This is a genomic window from Mesorhizobium sp. WSM4310 (genome assembly GCF_007003935.1).
Lineage (GTDB): Bacteria > Pseudomonadota > Alphaproteobacteria > Rhizobiales > Rhizobiaceae > Mesorhizobium.
This window is the reverse complement of record NZ_VFTA01000016.1, coordinates 34,563-51,456: the sequence shown is the minus strand read 5'-3', so window position 1 is coordinate 51,456 and position 16,894 is coordinate 34,563. Positions and strand designations below refer to the sequence as shown.

At 59.0% G+C, this 16,894-nt stretch carries 8 protein-coding genes and 3 pseudogenes; 3 read left to right on the top strand and 8 right to left on the bottom strand.

Annotated elements, in window-relative coordinates; translation table 11 throughout:
- Nucleotides 1–761 precede the first annotated feature (761 nt).
- Entirely contained in the window at nucleotides 762–1,277 is a 516-nt protein-coding gene (locus tag FJV80_RS18305; protein ID WP_224570032.1) for a DUF2285 domain-containing protein, read from the top strand.
- A 784-nt stretch (nucleotides 1,278–2,061) separates the two neighbouring features.
- Here the strand turns inward: FJV80_RS18305 and FJV80_RS18300 are convergent.
- From FJV80_RS18300 to FJV80_RS18270, 7 genes and pseudogenes are all read right to left on the bottom strand, one after another.
- Complete coding sequence (locus FJV80_RS18300) at nucleotides 2,062–3,537, bottom strand: NAD-dependent succinate-semialdehyde dehydrogenase (protein ID WP_095769043.1); 1,476 nt, start codon at nucleotides 3,535–3,537, stop codon at nucleotides 2,062–2,064.
- Nucleotides 3,538–3,952: 415 nt separating this feature from the next.
- Nucleotides 3,953–4,678 (bottom strand): annotated as a pseudogene (locus FJV80_RS35710) (pitrilysin family protein); the annotation flags it as partial.
- A 549-nt stretch (nucleotides 4,679–5,227) separates the two neighbouring features.
- Nucleotides 5,228–6,532, bottom strand: a pseudogene (locus FJV80_RS18290) (pitrilysin family protein); the annotation flags it as partial.
- A gap of 1,950 nt (nucleotides 6,533–8,482) precedes the next feature.
- Entirely contained in the window at nucleotides 8,483–9,811 is a 1,329-nt protein-coding gene (locus tag FJV80_RS18285) for a HAMP domain-containing sensor histidine kinase (RefSeq protein WP_063169275.1), read from the bottom strand.
- On the bottom strand, nucleotides 9,808–10,467 hold the full coding sequence (locus FJV80_RS18280; protein WP_024505389.1) for a response regulator transcription factor: 660 nt from the start codon (nucleotides 10,465–10,467) through the stop codon (nucleotides 9,808–9,810). The genes FJV80_RS18285 and FJV80_RS18280 overlap by 4 nt, the downstream gene beginning before the upstream one ends.
- Nucleotides 10,468–11,086: 619 nt before the next feature.
- Nucleotides 11,087–11,519: pseudogene (locus FJV80_RS18275) on the bottom strand (helix-turn-helix domain-containing protein); the annotation flags it as partial.
- Nucleotides 11,520–11,763: 244 nt separating this feature from the next.
- Nucleotides 11,764–12,222, bottom strand: a complete 459-nt coding sequence (locus FJV80_RS18270; protein ID WP_224570033.1) for a response regulator transcription factor — start codon at nucleotides 12,220–12,222, stop codon at nucleotides 11,764–11,766.
- Between the two features lie 751 nt (nucleotides 12,223–12,973).
- On the opposite strand from FJV80_RS18270, the gene FJV80_RS18265 reads away from it, so the two are divergent.
- Nucleotides 12,974–14,095, top strand: coding sequence for a DUF418 domain-containing protein (locus FJV80_RS18265; protein WP_063169274.1), 1,122 nt, complete (start codon nucleotides 12,974–12,976; stop codon nucleotides 14,093–14,095).
- A gap of 1,543 nt (nucleotides 14,096–15,638) precedes the next feature.
- Complete coding sequence (locus FJV80_RS18260; RefSeq protein ID WP_008874821.1) at nucleotides 15,639–15,851, top strand: cold-shock protein; 213 nt, start codon at nucleotides 15,639–15,641, stop codon at nucleotides 15,849–15,851.
- Nucleotides 15,852–16,079: 228 nt separating this feature from the next.
- Here FJV80_RS18260 and FJV80_RS18255 read toward each other — a convergent pair whose 3' ends face one another.
- Nucleotides 16,080–16,550, bottom strand: coding sequence for a MucR family transcriptional regulator (locus FJV80_RS18255; RefSeq protein WP_024505385.1), 471 nt, complete (start codon nucleotides 16,548–16,550; stop codon nucleotides 16,080–16,082).
- Between the last annotated feature and the right edge of the window lie 344 nt (nucleotides 16,551–16,894).

The window sequence follows — 16,894 nt, the reverse complement described above, 5'->3', positions numbered from 1 at the left end:
CCGCCTCGATACGCCGCTCTCCTCAAGCCGCCATCATCCAGTTTCCGCCATGGCTCCCCCTGATTGATCCGCTTCACCTGTGCAACTGCACAGGCTGCCCTAGCGGGGAGATTGGCCTCCAATGGCGAAAGCTTGCCGCAGGAGACCCTCCGATGACCGTGCCTATGGCGCCGCCGCTACGACAACTTGCCGACAAGCAGCGTGCGATCCACTGCCGCGCTACTGCGCCTTCAAGGGACGTCTGGATCGCGACGCAGGAGCCGATGACCGTTACGGGATCAATTCCAGGTCGCGCTGGCCGTCGCTGTGCCAGTTCGACGGTCTGGTGGCAATTTGGGCACATCTTCTGTCGCCGACAGTGGCGATGGCTGACGCTTCAACGAAACGGGGTCTTCGACGTCTGCTGCCTTCGCCGATGCTTTGCGAAGTGGCATAATGTTTCGACGCACGCAGGCGCGGGCAGGGGATGTCAGTCATGAATCTCCTGACTGGCGCGGATCAGGCCGATTGGCGGGATGAAAGATCATACGACTACACCGCTGGCCTGACGCTGCGGGAGTGGGCTTGGGAGTTCTTACGCCGCAATCCAGCGTTCCAGCGCGATCTGACCGCTGCGCGCCAGCATTGCAAGACTTGGTCTCTCCAATCCTTTCTCGATATGGTCGCGTCGGCCGGCGACCTGTCACGCTGGGGTGTTCTGTTTCGCGGAGTCTTGTGGCCGCGCTTCGGTCGTATTCTGGTGTCCGCTCTGGTGCGTCCATGTGCTGCCGGTCATTGCGGAACGGTTGCCTGCCTCGTCGCCGACACCGCCGTTCGAACTCTCGGCATTGCCCTGTCGTGCAATCGTCCTGCTGGCGCCCGACAAGAGCCAGCATGTTCTTCTTCGCAATGCGGACCACGCGCTGCAGCTCGCCGTCTCGGGCGCGAATATCCTCCACCCTGTTTGCCTGCATACGCAAGCCATCTGGCCCGCGGTGCTTTTAAAGCATCGACTGAGGGGACTGGAGTGCCTCAATGCTCTCAGTCTAGGGCAACAGTTGCCCCCCCGCTTGTTTGCGCCGGAAAAGCGCGGCGTTCGTTTGTCCTTCGTTCTTCGTGCGCTCGACGGTTCGCTCGCCGGAGCACCTCATCGCGAGCTCGCCGAAGTTCTCATCGGTCAACGGCGCGTCCATGCCGACTGGGCGGATCCTCGCGATCATCTGCGCGACCGCATCCGTCGGGCCGTCTCGCGTGGCCGCGCGCTCATGAATGGTGGCTACAGAGATTTCCTAATTTGAAAAGCGACAGTCCGCGCTGTGCGTCGGTGGATGAACGTTCGCTCGCAGCTGTACCCGTCACCAACAGTTCGCCCGCCGACAGGACTGCATGGCGCCTTGCAAGTGCGCTCTGGTCTAGCTTGTCGATGCCGAAATGAGATGGGCGAGGGTGCCAAGGCGGTGGTTCATTAGGGCCGGCCTCGACCTGGACGCACATCATTGGTCGGAAAGCGGCGTGCACCGCAATGTCGCCATAGCAGCCAAGATCCTTTGAGGCCGGACCTGCAGTCCTGTTGGACCGGCGGGTGCAACAATATGGAGGGATCTGAGGCCTCACACCGTTCCCTGGTCGACAGCTCGGTCAACATAGCACCCACCGCTTGATTATGGAAATGGTGTGCCTGGAGTGCAGCGAGTAGCGGCTTGCTGCGCACTGTCCTAAGAATAGCAGTCATGACCCGTCTGGGGTTCTGCAACACGACGATTCAACCGCTTGGGCATTGTCGCATATCCCACAATGTAGAATGCGCAACAGGGCAAAAGCTGATCCATCGGCGGTTTATCAATGCTTTTTGGCTTGGCACGGCACATGCAACGCAATCGGCAAAAGGCGCACGAACTGAGTGGCCCATCGGCCCTAGGAGCGCTGACTTATGCCCTCCCAAGGCATGTCCGGCCCGACAGCGAGCTCAGTCTCCTGCCGGGCATCCGTGTTTCAGGTCAACGGCGTTTGGAACTTCCAATTAGGTGGCGGCATTGACCGCAGGCCGCCCCCCGGTGGGGCGGAGAGACAGTGCAGCAGGTTTCAAATCCCGCCCATGCAAAGATATTTCATTTCCAGATAGTCCTCGAGGCCATGACGGGAACCCTCCCGCCCGATGCCGGATTGTTTGATCCCGCCAAACGGTGCCGCCTCCGAGGACATGCGTCCCGTGTTGATGCCAACCATGCCATATTCCAGAGCCTCTGCCACACGCCAGACCCGCTTCAGGTTTGAGGCATAGAAGTATGCGGCGAGGCCGTATATCGTGTCATTGGCCTCGCGCACGACCTGATCCGCATCGTTGAAGCGAATGATCGGCGCGAGCGGCCCGAATGTCTCCTCTTGCGCGACTGCCATGACGCTGGAAATCTCGGTGAGGACCGTGGGTTCGAAAAACGTGCCATTCTTGCCGATACGCTGGCCCCCGCATCGTATTGTGCCGCCTTTCGCAATGGCATCTGCGACGTGAGACTCGATCTTGGCCAGAGCATGCTTGTCGATGAGCGGTCCGATGTCCACTCCGGCATCGAATCCGTCGCCAACCGACAAGTGCCGGATTCTTTCCACGAATTTCTTGACGAACTCATCGTGAACGCTCGATTGGACGTAAATGCGGTTCGCGGAAACGCAGGTCTGGCCGGCATTGCGGAACTTCGCCTGGACCGCACCGTCAACAGCACCGTCAATGTCGGCATCATCGAAGATGATGAAAGGTGCATTGCCGCCGAGTTCAAGGCTGACCTTCTTGATCTGGTCAGAGCACTGACGCATCAGCAGCCGTCCGACCTCGGTCGAACCGGTGAAGCTGATCTTTCGAATCTTGGAATTGGTGCAGAGTTCACGGCCCACGCGATCACCTTCGGACGCATAGATCAGGTTGACCACGCCATCGGGAAAGCCGGCCTGATGGGCGAGGGCGAACATTGCGCCAGCCACGAGCGGCGTCTGTTCAGCGGGCTTGAGCACGATTGTGCAGCCCGCAGCCAAGGCCGGCGAGATTTTGCGCGCCACCATGGAGGCCGGGAAATTCCATGGCGTGATCGTGCCAACAACGCCGATGGGCTGCTTGATCACTAGCATTCGGCGGTCTGTCGAGGGTGCCGAGATCGTCTCGCCATAGACGCGATTGGCCTCCTCGGCATACCATTGCAGATACGCCGCCGCATGCGATACCTCTGAAATGGCTTCGGCAAGCGGCTTGCCCATTTCCGCAGTCAGAATCGCGGCGAGATCGCCTGCATGGTCGATGATCAGCTGATGCCATCGCCAAAGAACGTCGCTACGTTCTCGGGCCGTCAACGCGGCCCATCCCGACTGCGCAACATAGGCCTTGTCTACCGCAGCACGTGTCTCCTCCACGCCCATATCGGGAAGCTCTGCCAAAACTTCGCCGGTCGACGGATTGACGACCTCGAACGTCTTATTGCCAACTGGTCTGCCGAGTGCCGGCAGGCGGTCGATGGCTCCAAACAGGTGCGGGGATTTCAGACGGCGGATCATCGGCAGGCACAGGGGCAATACCGGATTCCTCCTCAACGCAGCGAACATCCAGGTCGACAGGCCGTCAGTGTGTATTCTGCACCAGTGGGTTCGTCGTAGGGCCTCGGCAAAGCAGCTGGTAGACCACGCTAGCCCGATGAAAAGACAGCAGTTTCGTTAGTTTGAGTGCCCGCGGTTCATCAATTGATGGATTAAGCAGTCGGATGTTTGCTTCATCCACCATGCCTGCTGGTGGCATGCGACTGAATTCTGCAAAAAGGCGGCATACATGCTGAGGAGCGCCATTTCGGCGAGAGGCCGCCGGACCGCCAATGCCGCGCAAGGTCGGCGAAAACGACTCCGCGCGTCTGCATGATCTGCTTGGCCCACGGGCCTCCACATTCGCTCTTCCCACGAGAAGCCCCGATGAAGAAGGAAGGTGAGATGAGTTTCTTTACTCATCCTTGCCGCCCAGCGGCGGGCCGACCACCAAAATGGCGGGCTCGGCCGAAAGCAGCTTTTTGGCCGCCGCCTTGACCTGTTTGAGCGTCACCCGACCGATGCTGCGGGCGCGACGCTGGTTGTAGTCGACGTCGGCCTTGTGAATCTGCAAATCCAGGAGCCGGTCTGCAATCGAGCGGGTCGAGCCCAGTTGGTCGATGGCATAGGCGCCGATCAGGTGCTTCTTCGACGCCTTGAGCTCGGCCCCGGTCGGTCCTTGCTGCGCCATCTGCTTTACCACATCTCGCACGATGCTCAGTGTTTGGGCAGCGCAGTCCGAGCGTGTCTCTGTCGTAACCAGAAGCGAGTCAAGGGTTAGTTCAGAGCTGACGTGATAGGCAAGGCCGCGTTTTTGACGTACCTCCTCGTAAAGGCGGGAAGTCAAGTATGAGCCGCCAAGGATGTCGTTCAGCAGCACGGCCGCGTAGAAATCCGGCGCGCTAGGCTTCACGCCAGGCCAGGCCAACGTCAGCGAAGTCTGCGGCAGGTCGTAGTTCTCCTCCACCAGTTGACCGAGTTTCGGCGCGACATCGTAGACGGGGACGAGGGTTTGTTGCTCAGGCAAATCACCAAACAGCTGGTCAAGCCTTTCCCTCAACGTGTTCGCGTCAATGTCACCCACCACGGCAATATGGAGCCCGTCGCGAGCGAAAATGGCCTGGTGGAAGGCGCGGAGGTCGGACGGCGTGATGCCGGGCAGGCTCTCTTTTGTGCCTTCTCCCAGCCTTGAACAAGGATGCGCGCCATAGATCGCGCGCAGCCATTTGCGCTGAGCGATGGCGTTAGGGTCTCGCTCGCTGCCGACGATGCGGGAGACAATCTCGGCGCGGACGCGATCGATCGGCCCCTGCTCGAAGCGCGGCGCGTTCAGCGCGAGCCGAAGCAGGCCGAACGCCGCGTCCTGCTTTTTGGAAAGCATGCACATCGATCCGTAGATGTCGTCGCTTTGCGCGTCCAAACTCATTTCGGCGCCGGCATGGTCGAGCTTCACCTGGAAGGCACCGCTGTCGTAATGGCCAGCGCCTTCGATGAACAGGCCGGCCATCAGTTTGGCCATCCCCTCCTTCCCGACCGGGTCCTGCTTGGTGCCGCCCTTGAAGGCAAAGCCGATGTTGACGATTTCCACTGTGTGGTCCTCCACCAGCCAGGCGATGATGCCCTTTTCGGACTTCACCTCCTGGATGTTCATCGCAGCATGGGGCCGAGCGCCGAGCGTCATCTCTTGATTCTCCGTCTTGGGCAAGAGATAGCCCGTGGTCGAACGGTCGAACGCGAGATAGCGGGCGGCAACTGCTTTGATTTGCTCGGGGGTAACCTTGCGGATGCGATTCGGCCGTTCCTCGACATCCTTCACGGTACCGCCGGTGGCCAGCGTCGAGCCGTAGATGCTGGCGAGCCAGTCCAGGTTGTCTTCCGCAAAGATCATATTGAGCAAATAGTGGTCCTTGGCCTTGCCTAGTTCCTCGTTGCTGACACCATCCTCGGCAATGCGGGCAACTTCGGCAGCGGCCGCCGCTTCGAGATCAGCCAGCTTGGCATCGCCGCGCGGTGCGCCATAGATGGCGAACTTGGTGTCGTCGAGCATAGTGCCCTGGAAATAGACGCGGGCGCTGGAAGCGATACCTTGCTGGACAGCGAGCGCCTGGTAGAGCCGGCCGCGGTTACCGCCGCCGAGAATTTCGGCCAGCAGGTCGAGCGCTTCGGCCTCGCCCGGCTTGGCGGTGTGGTAGGACGGCACCACCCACTGCGTCGAAAAACTGGGCACGCTGACGCGGGCGTCTGAGAGCGTGACGGTGCGCCTGGTGTTCTGCTCGGGCTCAACCGGCCGGATGCGCGGCGGCAGGTCAGGTCCGCGCGCCACCTTGCCATAGGTCTTTTCGGCCAGCGCCCGCACCGTGTCCGGTTCGACATCGCCGGCCACGATCAGCACGGAGTTGTTGGGCCAGTAGTACTTTTCATAGAAGACGGTGGCGTCGACGCGGTTCAGCTGCTCGATCTCCTGCATCCAGCCGATGATCGGGATGCGATAGGGGTGGTTCTGCCACAGCGTCGCGTCGATCTCCTCATGGAGAACGTCCTGCGGGTTGGTGTCGGTGCTTGAGCGGCGCTCCTCGATGACCACATCGCGCTCGGTCTTGACGACATCGTCGGTCAGGATGAGGTTTCGCATTCGGTCGGCCTCGAAGCTCATCATCAGCTCGAGCGCCGACGGCGCCACTGTCTGATAGAAGGCGGTGTAGTCGGAGGAGGTGAAGGCGTTGTTGGAGCCGCCGATCTCGAACACTGCGCGGTCGAATTCGCCGCCCGCATGGTTGGTCGTCGCCTTGAACATCAGATGCTCGAAGAAATGGGCGATGCCGGATTTGCCCGGCGGCTCGTCGGCGCTGCCGATCTTGTACCACACCATGTGGGTGACGATCGGCGCCCGGTGGTTGGGAATGACGACCACCTCCATGCCGTTGTCGAGCACGAAATCCCTCGCCTTGCCGTCCTCCCATGCGACGGGGATCGGAGCCGGCCCCGCGCCGACCAACTCGGACGCAACGGACGTCCTGCGAAGCCCATGAGTGCGGGGCTTGCTTGGTAGTTCTGGTAGGGAGAGTGGGGTTATGGGCTGCGTTCCTGGCAAAGTGATCTGTTCCTCATTTTGAAGGATCTATGTCTCCCGAACGCCTATTGGGAGAAAGTGGATCGGCACGCGACGCCGAGCCACATGAGCCGTCAGCGTGTTGCTGGGCCTGACGCGAGCCTCATCTTTGGATGCGTCCGGGAAACTTTCGGCATGGTGAGGCCATGGGAAGTCTGCTCGTTATCCATTGGGTGTTTGCGGATACCTGAGCATGCCCCGTGCCAAGTAAGAAAGCCCCGATTCGCAAGGTTTGATCCAACCTTGATACTTGCGATATCCGACATTGTCGGGCATCCGACAGAAAGCGCCTTTCGCCGGCGCGCCGGCTATGACGCTCGCCTCCTCCGGCGTGACGACGATCCTTTGGCGGGCGCCGCGCACACCGATCTGCCCGCCTATCAGCACCGCGACATCGAAGGACAGCGCGATCGTGACTGGATGGGTCTTACGCAAACATGCAGCAGTGCCACCGCGATCAGGACTTCATCCGCCCCACAAAGACCCGAGCGCGAGGGACGACGTGTAAGGCAACATGTCATCCTCGATAATGATGCCGCGCATAAAGAGGTAAGGTCCCTCGTCGTACCGGCGAGCCCCTTCGCTGGGTCTCGCGAGGGTCTGGTTTGCGAACGTCGACCGACAGCATCACGGCATGGGCGGCCCCATCGGTAGGCAAGCATTGACCGTGCCATCAGCGTTGAGGCAGCGCAGAGCCCAATTTCCCGGTGCCAGCCGGTACGTTGGAGCTTCAACTGTGGCCAGCCAAGCGGGCCGAGGCCGTGAAACTCCTGATACCCTGGACCGTCCGGATTGCAACGCACGACGCCTTGGTCTCGCGCCAACGTCCATTGACGCTCAGCGAAGCATCATGCGGACGAGCTGGGAAAGCTTGGCCGGGCCGGCGCCTTCCCAGGCGCATGGGACGCGCGACGACCCATGTGGACCTTGGATTTCACTACGCACTTACGCTGCTTTGGCCTTGTCAGCAGCCTGAGCATAAAGCGTGCTCAGCTTTCAGGGCGAGCCTCTTTCATGTTGATAGCATCTGTCGTCATTCAGGATCGCCCCATTTTCGCATGCCGCTTGCAGCTTTCAGACTGTTGTCAGCCAGGGCCGCCATAAAGGGTCTCGTTTAACGCATTCGGGAGGCTTCATCACTCGACCACATTAATTTCGGGCCGTTCGCCGGCGCTCCGAATGGCACTTAACACCAGATCCTCTCCAAACCCGTGATGATCCAAGAGGAAAACGAAAAATCCCTAAATCATAAAAAAGCACCGATACGGTCGGCTCCAGGCTGATGAAATTGCGGTCTCACTGGCCACGCACGATACTTGCGATGGCGATGGCCATTGCAAAGGCCGGTCAAGCACCCAAGACGCTGACAAGCACGCCTCCGACCAAAGCTCGATCGTTGGCAGCCTTTCTAGCCGTATACTTGGGGCATTTTGGGACGGCGATCCGGACGCCGATTAAAACCTGCCGGTCGTCTAAATGGAATGGTTGGTCCGGGTCCTTACTGGACCTGCGCCAACCCGATCGGGCCGGCGCACAGGGGCACCCAGACAATTGGACACGTCGCCTTTGCGCGGCGGCTTGCACTTTCTCGGATGGCCTTTTTTCTCCCCGGGCGAAATCGAGCGAGCGGTGAGGCGGAGCCTTCGATTTTGCCGATCATGTCGTGTCGCTTCGATCGAACTGCTCAGACGATGATAGCGGCATTGATTGCCGCGGCCGAAATGCGTTGTGTGAAGTACGATTTCTACGCCGTATACATACTGCCGTACAGTTCGCCCTGTCAGCAGCCTTGCCAGCAATCCGCCCTGTGTCCAACTGTCGTCGAATTCACCGGTGTCATTGAGGAATTCGTATGATCGCCTCGAAACCATCATTGCGACCGCGGGCGGGCGACGCAAGCTCTAGACTGCCACCGATCCGCTGGATAACCATGTTAGCGATATGTAGACCAAGGCCTGAGCCCGCAGCAGGAGTAGCACCACGACTAAATCGCTTTGTAAGCCCTTCGAGGTCGGGGAGGGGCACCACCGGTCCGGCGTTTGCAATAGCGATGGTTCCATCAGTTTGGACGGAAACTGTTGTCGGAACAGTGGGCAGTCCATGTATCAGCGCATTCTCGATCAGGTTACGAAGGAGGATCCCAAACGCATCGACATCCACTTTGCGCATCAAAGTGGGGCAGCCGTCGACGTTAAGATGCAGGCGTCCGGCATATTGCGGCTTTTTCCTCAGGTCATCGATTTCCAGCCGAACCGATCGGACAAGATCGATCGCGTGATCCGCCATGCCAACCCCCGATTCGGCTTGAGCGAGCTGAAGCACTTTTTCGACAAGGCGGCCAAGGCTCGACAGCGCTTGCTCGATGCCGCGCGCACGCATTTTGGCCGACCCATTGGGAAGCTCGGCCACTAATCTCTGCATCTGAGCGATTGAACCTGCGATCGGCGTGCGCAGTTCATGCGCACTGTTTGCGGCGAACTCGCGTTCGGCCTCGAGAGCCGCCCGCAGACGATCGAGAAGCCGATTGACGGATGCCGCGATTGGAGCCAACTCTGCCGGGAAATCGCCCAAGTCCATTGGTGACAGATTGCCGCCGTCGCGCGATCCGATCTGCTGTCGCAGTACCTCGATTGGCCGCAGCGAGCGCCGGATCACGATCCACCAAACAGCTAAGCTAAAGGGCAGGAGCACGAGTGTCGGAAGGAAGACAAAAAGTGCGCCCTTCGCGATTGTGGTACGGCGGCCATCAAGCGGTTCGGCCAACTGATGATACACGCCGTCTTGGATCTCCTCTGTGTAGACGCGGTAATCAGCGTTTCGCCAAAAGCCGTTACTCAGGGGAGCATCAGGGAAGGGCTGCTGACCCTCTTCCGGTTCAGAAATAAGCACTACCCCGTACTTATTAATAACCTGCTCACGATAGGTCCAGTACTTTTCATAAGTTGGCAAGTGGTTATTGTATTGATCAACGTGTTTTCCATTCAAGACCTTGATCAGCTCTGGTTCTCTGTACTCTGCGCTCCCCTGGAGCAAGTCATCCGAACTTTCGTTTACATTATTGCAAAAAATGAACGCAGCAATGGTTGGGGCGGCGATCCAAACCAGGAGCGTTGCCCCGCCTAACCACGATATCAGCTTTCTCGTCATGCTGTTCGAGTTCGTCATGTGACCACGAGCCTGTATCCGGAGCCACGCACGGTTGCTATTCTATCCCCGCCGATCTTCTTGCGGAGCCGGCTGACATAAACCTCCACTGTGTTGCTCTCGAACTCCGAATTGAATGAATAAAGCGCGTGCTCGATCCTCCCCTTTGAAACGACCGAACCGGGCCGGCGTAGAAGGCAGTCGAGCACCGCCCATTCGCGTCCAGACAGGTGGACCTCCTGCCCGTCGCGGAAGAGGCGTCGCTCGGCTGCCTGTATGGAAAGCGTCCCAACCGAAAATTGCGGCTCCGGAAAATGCCCTTGGCGACGTGCCACTGCACGGATGCGTGCCGAGAGTTCCCCCAGATCGAACGGCTTGACCAAATAGTCGTCGGCGCCAGCGTTGAGCCCCTCGATGCGATGCGAAATCCGATCGCGGGCTGTCAGAATGATGACCGGCGTTGTATCAAGCCCCTTGATCAGCTCCCGCAGATAGTCGATGCCATTGCCGTCCGGCAGGTGAACGTCGAGCAAAATAACGTCGTAGCCGGCCACAGCTGCATGACCGCGCGCTCCGGACAGGCCCTCGGCCCAGTCGACCGCGTGGCCACCAGCCACCAAATGATCGTGCACAGCACTTCTAAGGTCGTCGTCGTCTTCAATGAGCAGTATTCGCATCAGGCTGCCGAGCTCCGGTATGAGGGCAAGGCTCCTGCCTTATTGATCGAAGCTGACAGTAGGCTGAACCGGCGCCAGCGAATATCTGGGGGCTTTCAGGCTGCTGTCAGCTACAATTGCAAGAAAGGGGTCGTTAACAAAGCCAAACGAAGAGGCCTTATGAAACCCCTCCTGATCTCGGCACTTTTGCTCAATGTGACCACCGGCGGCTGTACACTGGTTGGCGGGCAATTCGACGTGGCGGTCAACGAATGGCAGCCGCGCCACGCGTCAATGTCCAGGCTTGAAACTGACAGGTGTCTTAAATACGAGGGCACCGTAGCGGGTGCCTCCAGTTATCGAACAGTGCCTAGCAGGTCAGAAGTGCACTTTGACCATAGGGGTCGTCCGTATTTTCGGCGCTCGCGAACAGAGTCGACGGTCAATCGATGCGCCACTGCCAGAGTCTGGAACGGTCAAGTGTTTGTTATCCCCCGTCCGGGCCATATTCTCTGCCGAGGACCAAGAAGGCCCTATTTTCGGTGCCCACGAACAGAGCCAACGGTCAATCGATGCGCCACTGCCAGGGTCTGGAACGGTCAAGTGTTTGTGATCCCCTGTCCCGGCCGTGTTCTCTGCCGAACTCGCCCTTGTAGTCGGCACACCAAAGATCGTTAGGGCGACAGCCGTTTGAAAGTGGTGTCCCCGTCGCCCTGTTGCGCCTGCGCTTGCGGCGCTCGACCATGCCGTGGCGGTCGAGCACGGCATGCACGGCCGAGATCGCGGGCCGGTGCACATCCGGATACAGCCGGGCCAGCCGCTCGCGTATCTTCGGCGCACCCCATGTCGGCTTGTCTTGCTTGAGGCGCACAATCAGCTTCTCGATTTGAAACGGAAGCTGATTGGCGTGGCGATAGGGCCGCCGCGATCGGTCCGTCAGCCCTCCAGGCCGCTGTCGTTGTAGCGCGTGAGGATCTTGTAGCCGGTCTTGCGCGAGATATCGAACTCCCGGCAAAGCACCGCCATCTTCTCGCGTCCAGCAGCCGGGCGACGAACTTCAGCCGCTCTTCCATGACGTTACACTCCTTCCAAGGCACCTTGCTCTCCTTGCAAAGGGCCGAAAGTGTAACCCATCTATCCGGAATGAACTGTCACCCATCTCTCGGGAAGGAAAGTCATGGCCAAGGCAACTGGAAGCCGAATTTTCTTTTAGAGTATGAATCAGCGCCGTCTGCCGAAAAGCGCGTCCACGATCTTCCCTTTTGAAACGACCGTGCAGGGCTGGGGCAGACGGTAGTCGAGCACCGCCCATCCGCGTCAAGTCAGGTAGACCTCCTGCCCGTCGCGGAAGAGGCGTCGCTCGGCTGCCTGTATGGAAAGCGTCCCAACCGAAAATTGCGGCTCCGGAAAATGCCCATGGCGACGTGCCACTGCATGGATACGCGCTGAGAGTTCCCCCAGATCGAACGGCTTGACCAAATAGTCGTCGGCTCCAGCGTTGAAGCCCTCGATGCGATGCGAAATCCGATCGCAGGCTGTCAGAATGATGACCGGTGCCGATTCAAGTTCCTTGATCAGCTCCCGCAGATAGTCGATCCCATTGCCGTCCGGCAGGTGAACGTCGAGCAAAATAAGGTCGTAGCCGACCACAGCTGCATAATCGCGCGCTTCGGACAGGTTCTTGGCCCAGTCGACCGCGTGGCCACCAGCCACCAAATGATCGTGCATAGCACTTCCAAGGTCCTTATCGTCTTCAGTGAGCAGTATTCGCATCATGCTGCCGAGCTCCGGTATGAGGGCAAGGCTCCCATCTTATTGGTCGAAGCTGACAATAGGCTGAACCGGCGGCAGCGAATTATTTGGGGAGCTTTCAGGCTGCTGTCAGCTACAACTTGCAAGAAAGGGGTCGTTAACAAAGCCAAACGAAGAGCCCCTATGAAACCCGTCCTGAACTCGGCACTTTTGCTCAATGTGACCCCCGGCGGCTGCATCAGCAAATTGATTTGGGAAACAGGCGCGCCGGTTCTAATGACCGACGCAGGCCGAGGTCTGGAGCTGGACCAGCGAACGGCGTCTTCGGTTTTTCAGGCAACAGCCACATGGAAGAATATGATTGGCTCGACCATGCGCCGAGCTTTGTCGAACGGATTGGTCGCGGGCGCACTACCACAGATTATGGCAGGTTTACGCCCTGGCCTTGACACCCGGGGTGATCGTCACCGGCGGAGCCGCGGCGTACTGATCGGATATCTAACGTCGCTGAGTCTCTCGTCGGTGCAGTGGATCTCTCGGCTTAGCCATCATGCAAAAAACGACGGTTCCGCGACACCACTTTTCAGGTCCGTGACACAGGCTTTGTGAGCCGATCTGTTGTTCTTACCCCAGGCTAATGGCTGAACAGCTCTGTCGCCGGCTCGATGCGCCAGATGGCGCGATGTTTTGAACCCTTTCACGAGGCGACGGCAGCAGCCGACCGGCTCTCCTATCGCGGCTCCCGCGATCCACACACCCAACAAGGGAATCTACCATGGTAATGAAGGCACCGGTTGCCGACGCTAGGAATGGGTCGGTAGTAGATCGGCTGGTCGGCATCGACCTCGCTCGGGGCCTGGCTGTCTTCGGGATGTATGCCGCCCATCTCGGTCCCGACCCCGGCGAAGGAGGACTAGTCGGGTTTCTGATGGAACTAACCCATGGGCGGCCGTCGGCCCTGTTTGCCGTATTGGCCGGTTTTTCAATCCTCCTGATTACAGGTCGCAAGGCGCCGAAGTCGGGGATAGCCGGTAGACAGGCCATCGCCAGAGTCGCAATTCGTGCCCTTGTTTTGCTCGCGCTTGGCTCAATCCTGGGCTGCCTCGGTACCCAGGTCGAAGTCATCCTAGAATACTACGGAATTTGCTTCTTGTTGGTATTGCCGCTCCATCGGCTCAGCGCATATCAGCTGGGCTTGATCGCTGCCGCTACGGCATTAGTTCTCCCGCAAGTCCGTTCCTCCCTTCTGTCGGTTGCCCCCAACCTCCTCGACCCGGTCTTCAACCTCATGGTCAACGGCTACTATCCCGCGGTGACCTGGGTTCCTTTCCTCATCGCTGGCATGGCCATCGCGCGCCTTAATCTTAATACGCTAGCAGCGCATTGGCGCCTTGGTCTGGCGGGGGTCGCGCTGGCCGTGTTGGGCCATGGGGGATCCTTGCTCGCGCTGAGTTCCCGCGCTTTGACTGAAACCTCCTTGTGGTGGTCTGACGTTGACGGCGCTTTTGAGCCTTCCAAGTCGTCATTTATAGTCAAGTCGTCATGGATAGCCGCACCTCATAGCGAAACGACGCTTTCGATCGTGGGCAGCACCGGTTGCGCAATGATCATCTTGGCGGCTTGCATGCTCGCTGTGGATGCGCTCCCGCGTCTGCGAAAGCTGGTCTGGCCAATAATCGCAGTCGGCTCGATGTCTTTGACGGCCTATGTGCTGCACATTGCGGGAATAGCCTATCTTATGAAGATAAACATTTTCAAAGACGAGAGCCTGTCCACGCTCTTTGGCTTCGTTGTGGTTATCAGCACTTTTGCGGTGCTTTGGCTGCGCATCTTCCAGCGAGGACCGATGGAAGTGCTGATGGGTAGGGTCGCAGATCTCGCGCGTCACATCCGCTGAGCACCGCCGCGCCCCGGCCTCCCGATCACATTACGGACAAGGTGGGGCTTTGTCCAAAGCTTGTTCGCGGCAGGGGAGGGTACTTCCTCCCAGCCTGCCGCCTTGTTGATGGAAGCTAAAACGGTCGCGCAGGCGCTAGAGTTGCATCGGCATAATCAGCTTAAACTCGCGAAGTTAAACCCGCGGTTGGTCTATCTCGGCCCGCCTCACCTGAAAGGCTAAGGTATCCGTTTCGGTCAAGGGTTTTAGGGGCCATTTTCGCTGCGCCTTGAGGAGAGCGTTTGCTAGGATGAGGAGCTTTCGCAACAAGATGATGACCTTTGCGGGTTTGCCTGCCGCCTTTAGCGCCTGGTATTTTGCCTTGAGGTCGGGGTTGAAGCGCAGGGCGAAGGGCCGGGCATGTAGAGGGCCTGGCGAACATTGGCCCGGCCGCCCCGGATGAAGGCGCGGCCGCTCCATTTTGCCGAGGCCGGCGAGGCTTGCGGCCTTTGGTTCCGAGTTCCGGCATGTCGATGGTGAGTGTGCAGGCGGTGGCATCCGATGCGCCATATGCTGGTCAGGATTTCGCGGCGCTGGACAGCGTCGGGATCGGCTTTCATGAGGGTAAGCATCGTCTGATCGATATCGCTGAGTTCACGTGGATCTGCTTCCAGCCACTCGTTGTTGTGGCGCCTGAGCAAGGCAAGCGGTCAAGGTCTGGCTCTGGTGCTGGCTGCGGTGCGATCCCCGCACGGGCCAGGTGCCGATCGTGTCGACGATCCACCTCGCCGCGACCAGAGAGCTGCTACTCTCTTCCGCTGTTCATTCTGGCCTCTTCGCAATGAATGTCATAAAATCACCTGTCGCAATTAATGGTTTTTGATTTGGCTCCTACAGCTGGCAGATATCGCCGAGAGTTCCGCAGAGAGCGTCGAAAGTTTTGGCCGCCTTCTTCCGCAGCCGCGCCTTGAGTTTTGAGCAGACCTGTCTTGATCGGGTTGAGATCGGGCGAGCATGGCGGCAGGATCAGGAGCCAGTGCCCCTTTGGCCAACCAGTGGGCGGCGCGTACCTTGCCGACAATCTGGGGTTCCGAACCCGACAGTTGGTTTTCAACCCGACAGTGGCCCGCCTCAGAGCAGGCTACCGCCCTTCGGAGCAGGCAGAAGCTAATCGAGGTTCGCGGGTTCCGGTTTGAATGTGCAGGTCGCTGCGCGCCTGATCTTTCGGTCTGGCGGCACATGACAAAAACTCTCATTTTGGCCGACGATACCCGGTCAGGAGCGGGTATCGCAGTCGAGAAGCGACCCGAGCACGTCCACAAGATGTGCCGAGTTTGCAAGGTGTGTCATTGTTTCTGTCAACGTTCGAGCGACAGCGCACGACGAAACGTCTGGCATACGCCTCGTCTGGCACGCGCCTCGCATATGTTGCAGTTGCTGCTGGAGATCAGGCGATCGAGTGGGCCTTGCAATTTTCCGATTTTGATGCGCCTAAAGTCTCGTGTACAAATCAGGCTGGCGTGAATGGCCTGCCTAAGTTGCGACTTATTACAAAGGAATGGATATGGCGACTGGAACGGTGAAGTGGTTCAACAGCACGAAGGGTTTTGGTTTTATTCAGCCTGACAACGGCGGTCAGGATGTCTTTGTCCACATTTCCGCTGTTGAACGAGCGGGCCTGTCGACCCTTAATGAGGGCCAGAAGATCAACTACGAGGTGGAACAGGATCGCCGCACGGGAAAGTCCTCTGCAGGCAGCCTCAGCAAGGCTGGCTAACGGTCCGGGAAAGCCTTGGCAAGGTTCGTCATCGCCGGAACGCATTGACGGCTCGAAACCCGGGCCGGAGCATGCAAGTTAATGCCGCGGCAGGGATTGCTGGAGCCATCATGAATTACTCTGGAAATGAGGCTCTTGGACGGGAAAGGCGGGGCTCATCCCCGCCCTTTGATTCCGCGCAGATTGGGCCAACGGCTGCTGCGCGTCCGAACGACTGTTGATACGGATTTAGGCTGCGACCTTCTTGCGGGTCCGTTTCGCCGGCGCCGTGGCTGGGGCTTCCGGCTCTTTCGGTTTGCGGCCGAGTCCCATGGTCTTGGCCAAGGCGGAGCGCGCAGCGGCGTAATTCGGCGCCACCATGGGATAATCCGACGGCAGACCCCATTTGGCGCGATATTCGTCTGGGGTCAGACCATAGTGCGTCGCCAGATGGCGCTTTAGCGATTTGAATTTCTTGCCGTCTTCAAGGCTAATGATGTAGTCCGGTTCGATCGACTTTTTGATCGGGACAGCAGGTTTTTTTACAGGCACAGGCTCTTCTGCCGGTATGAGTCCAGCCGTGCCGTTTAGAGCCCCGTGCACTTGGGCGATCAGGGCAGGAAGCTCCCCCGCCGGGACGGGGTTGTTGGAGACGTAGGCTGATACAACATCGGCAGTGAGCTCGATGAGGATGTCGGTCTTGTGGGGTTCTTCTGTCATAAACTTCTCCGGGCAGCTTGAAACACAGTTGGGCGAAGTGTCGCTTCATAGTGGCGGTTGCCGCTGAAAGCAAATGGATCGACGGGTGCGCTGCTCCTCCACCATTGAAGTCTCGGCGACGCATCCCGTCATCGTCCATCGCTAAAGGCAGCGTATTGAATTATGGGAGCGGTCGCGCCCGCCCCACCATAGCGATACAGCAAGACAATCAAAAAAGCCGGTCTTTGCTTGGCCCCAAATCTTTTCTCCTTTCGTGAACGCTGAGCTGCCAAGCTGCTACAGTTCACCTCGCGGGGCAACCGTGCACAACACAGGAGTTGCCCGAGCGATACATTCTTCACTTG

Coding starts and splice junctions, on each gene's coding strand:
- FJV80_RS18285 (WP_063169275.1), bottom strand. CDS start 9,811: ATGACGAACTCGAACAGCATGACGAGAAAGCTGATATCGTGGTTAGGC.
- FJV80_RS18280 (WP_024505389.1), bottom strand. CDS start 10,467: ATGCGAATACTGCTCATTGAAGACGACGACGACCTTAGAAGTGCTGTG.
- FJV80_RS18270 (WP_224570033.1), bottom strand. CDS start 12,222: ATGATGCGAATACTGCTCACTGAAGACGATAAGGACCTTGGAAGTGCT.
- FJV80_RS18265 (WP_063169274.1), top strand. CDS start 12,974: ATGGTAATGAAGGCACCGGTTGCCGACGCTAGGAATGGGTCGGTAGTA.
- FJV80_RS18260 (WP_008874821.1), top strand. CDS start 15,639: ATGGCGACTGGAACGGTGAAGTGGTTCAACAGCACGAAGGGTTTTGGT.
- FJV80_RS18255 (WP_024505385.1), bottom strand. CDS start 16,550: ATGACAGAAGAACCCCACAAGACCGACATCCTCATCGAGCTCACTGCC.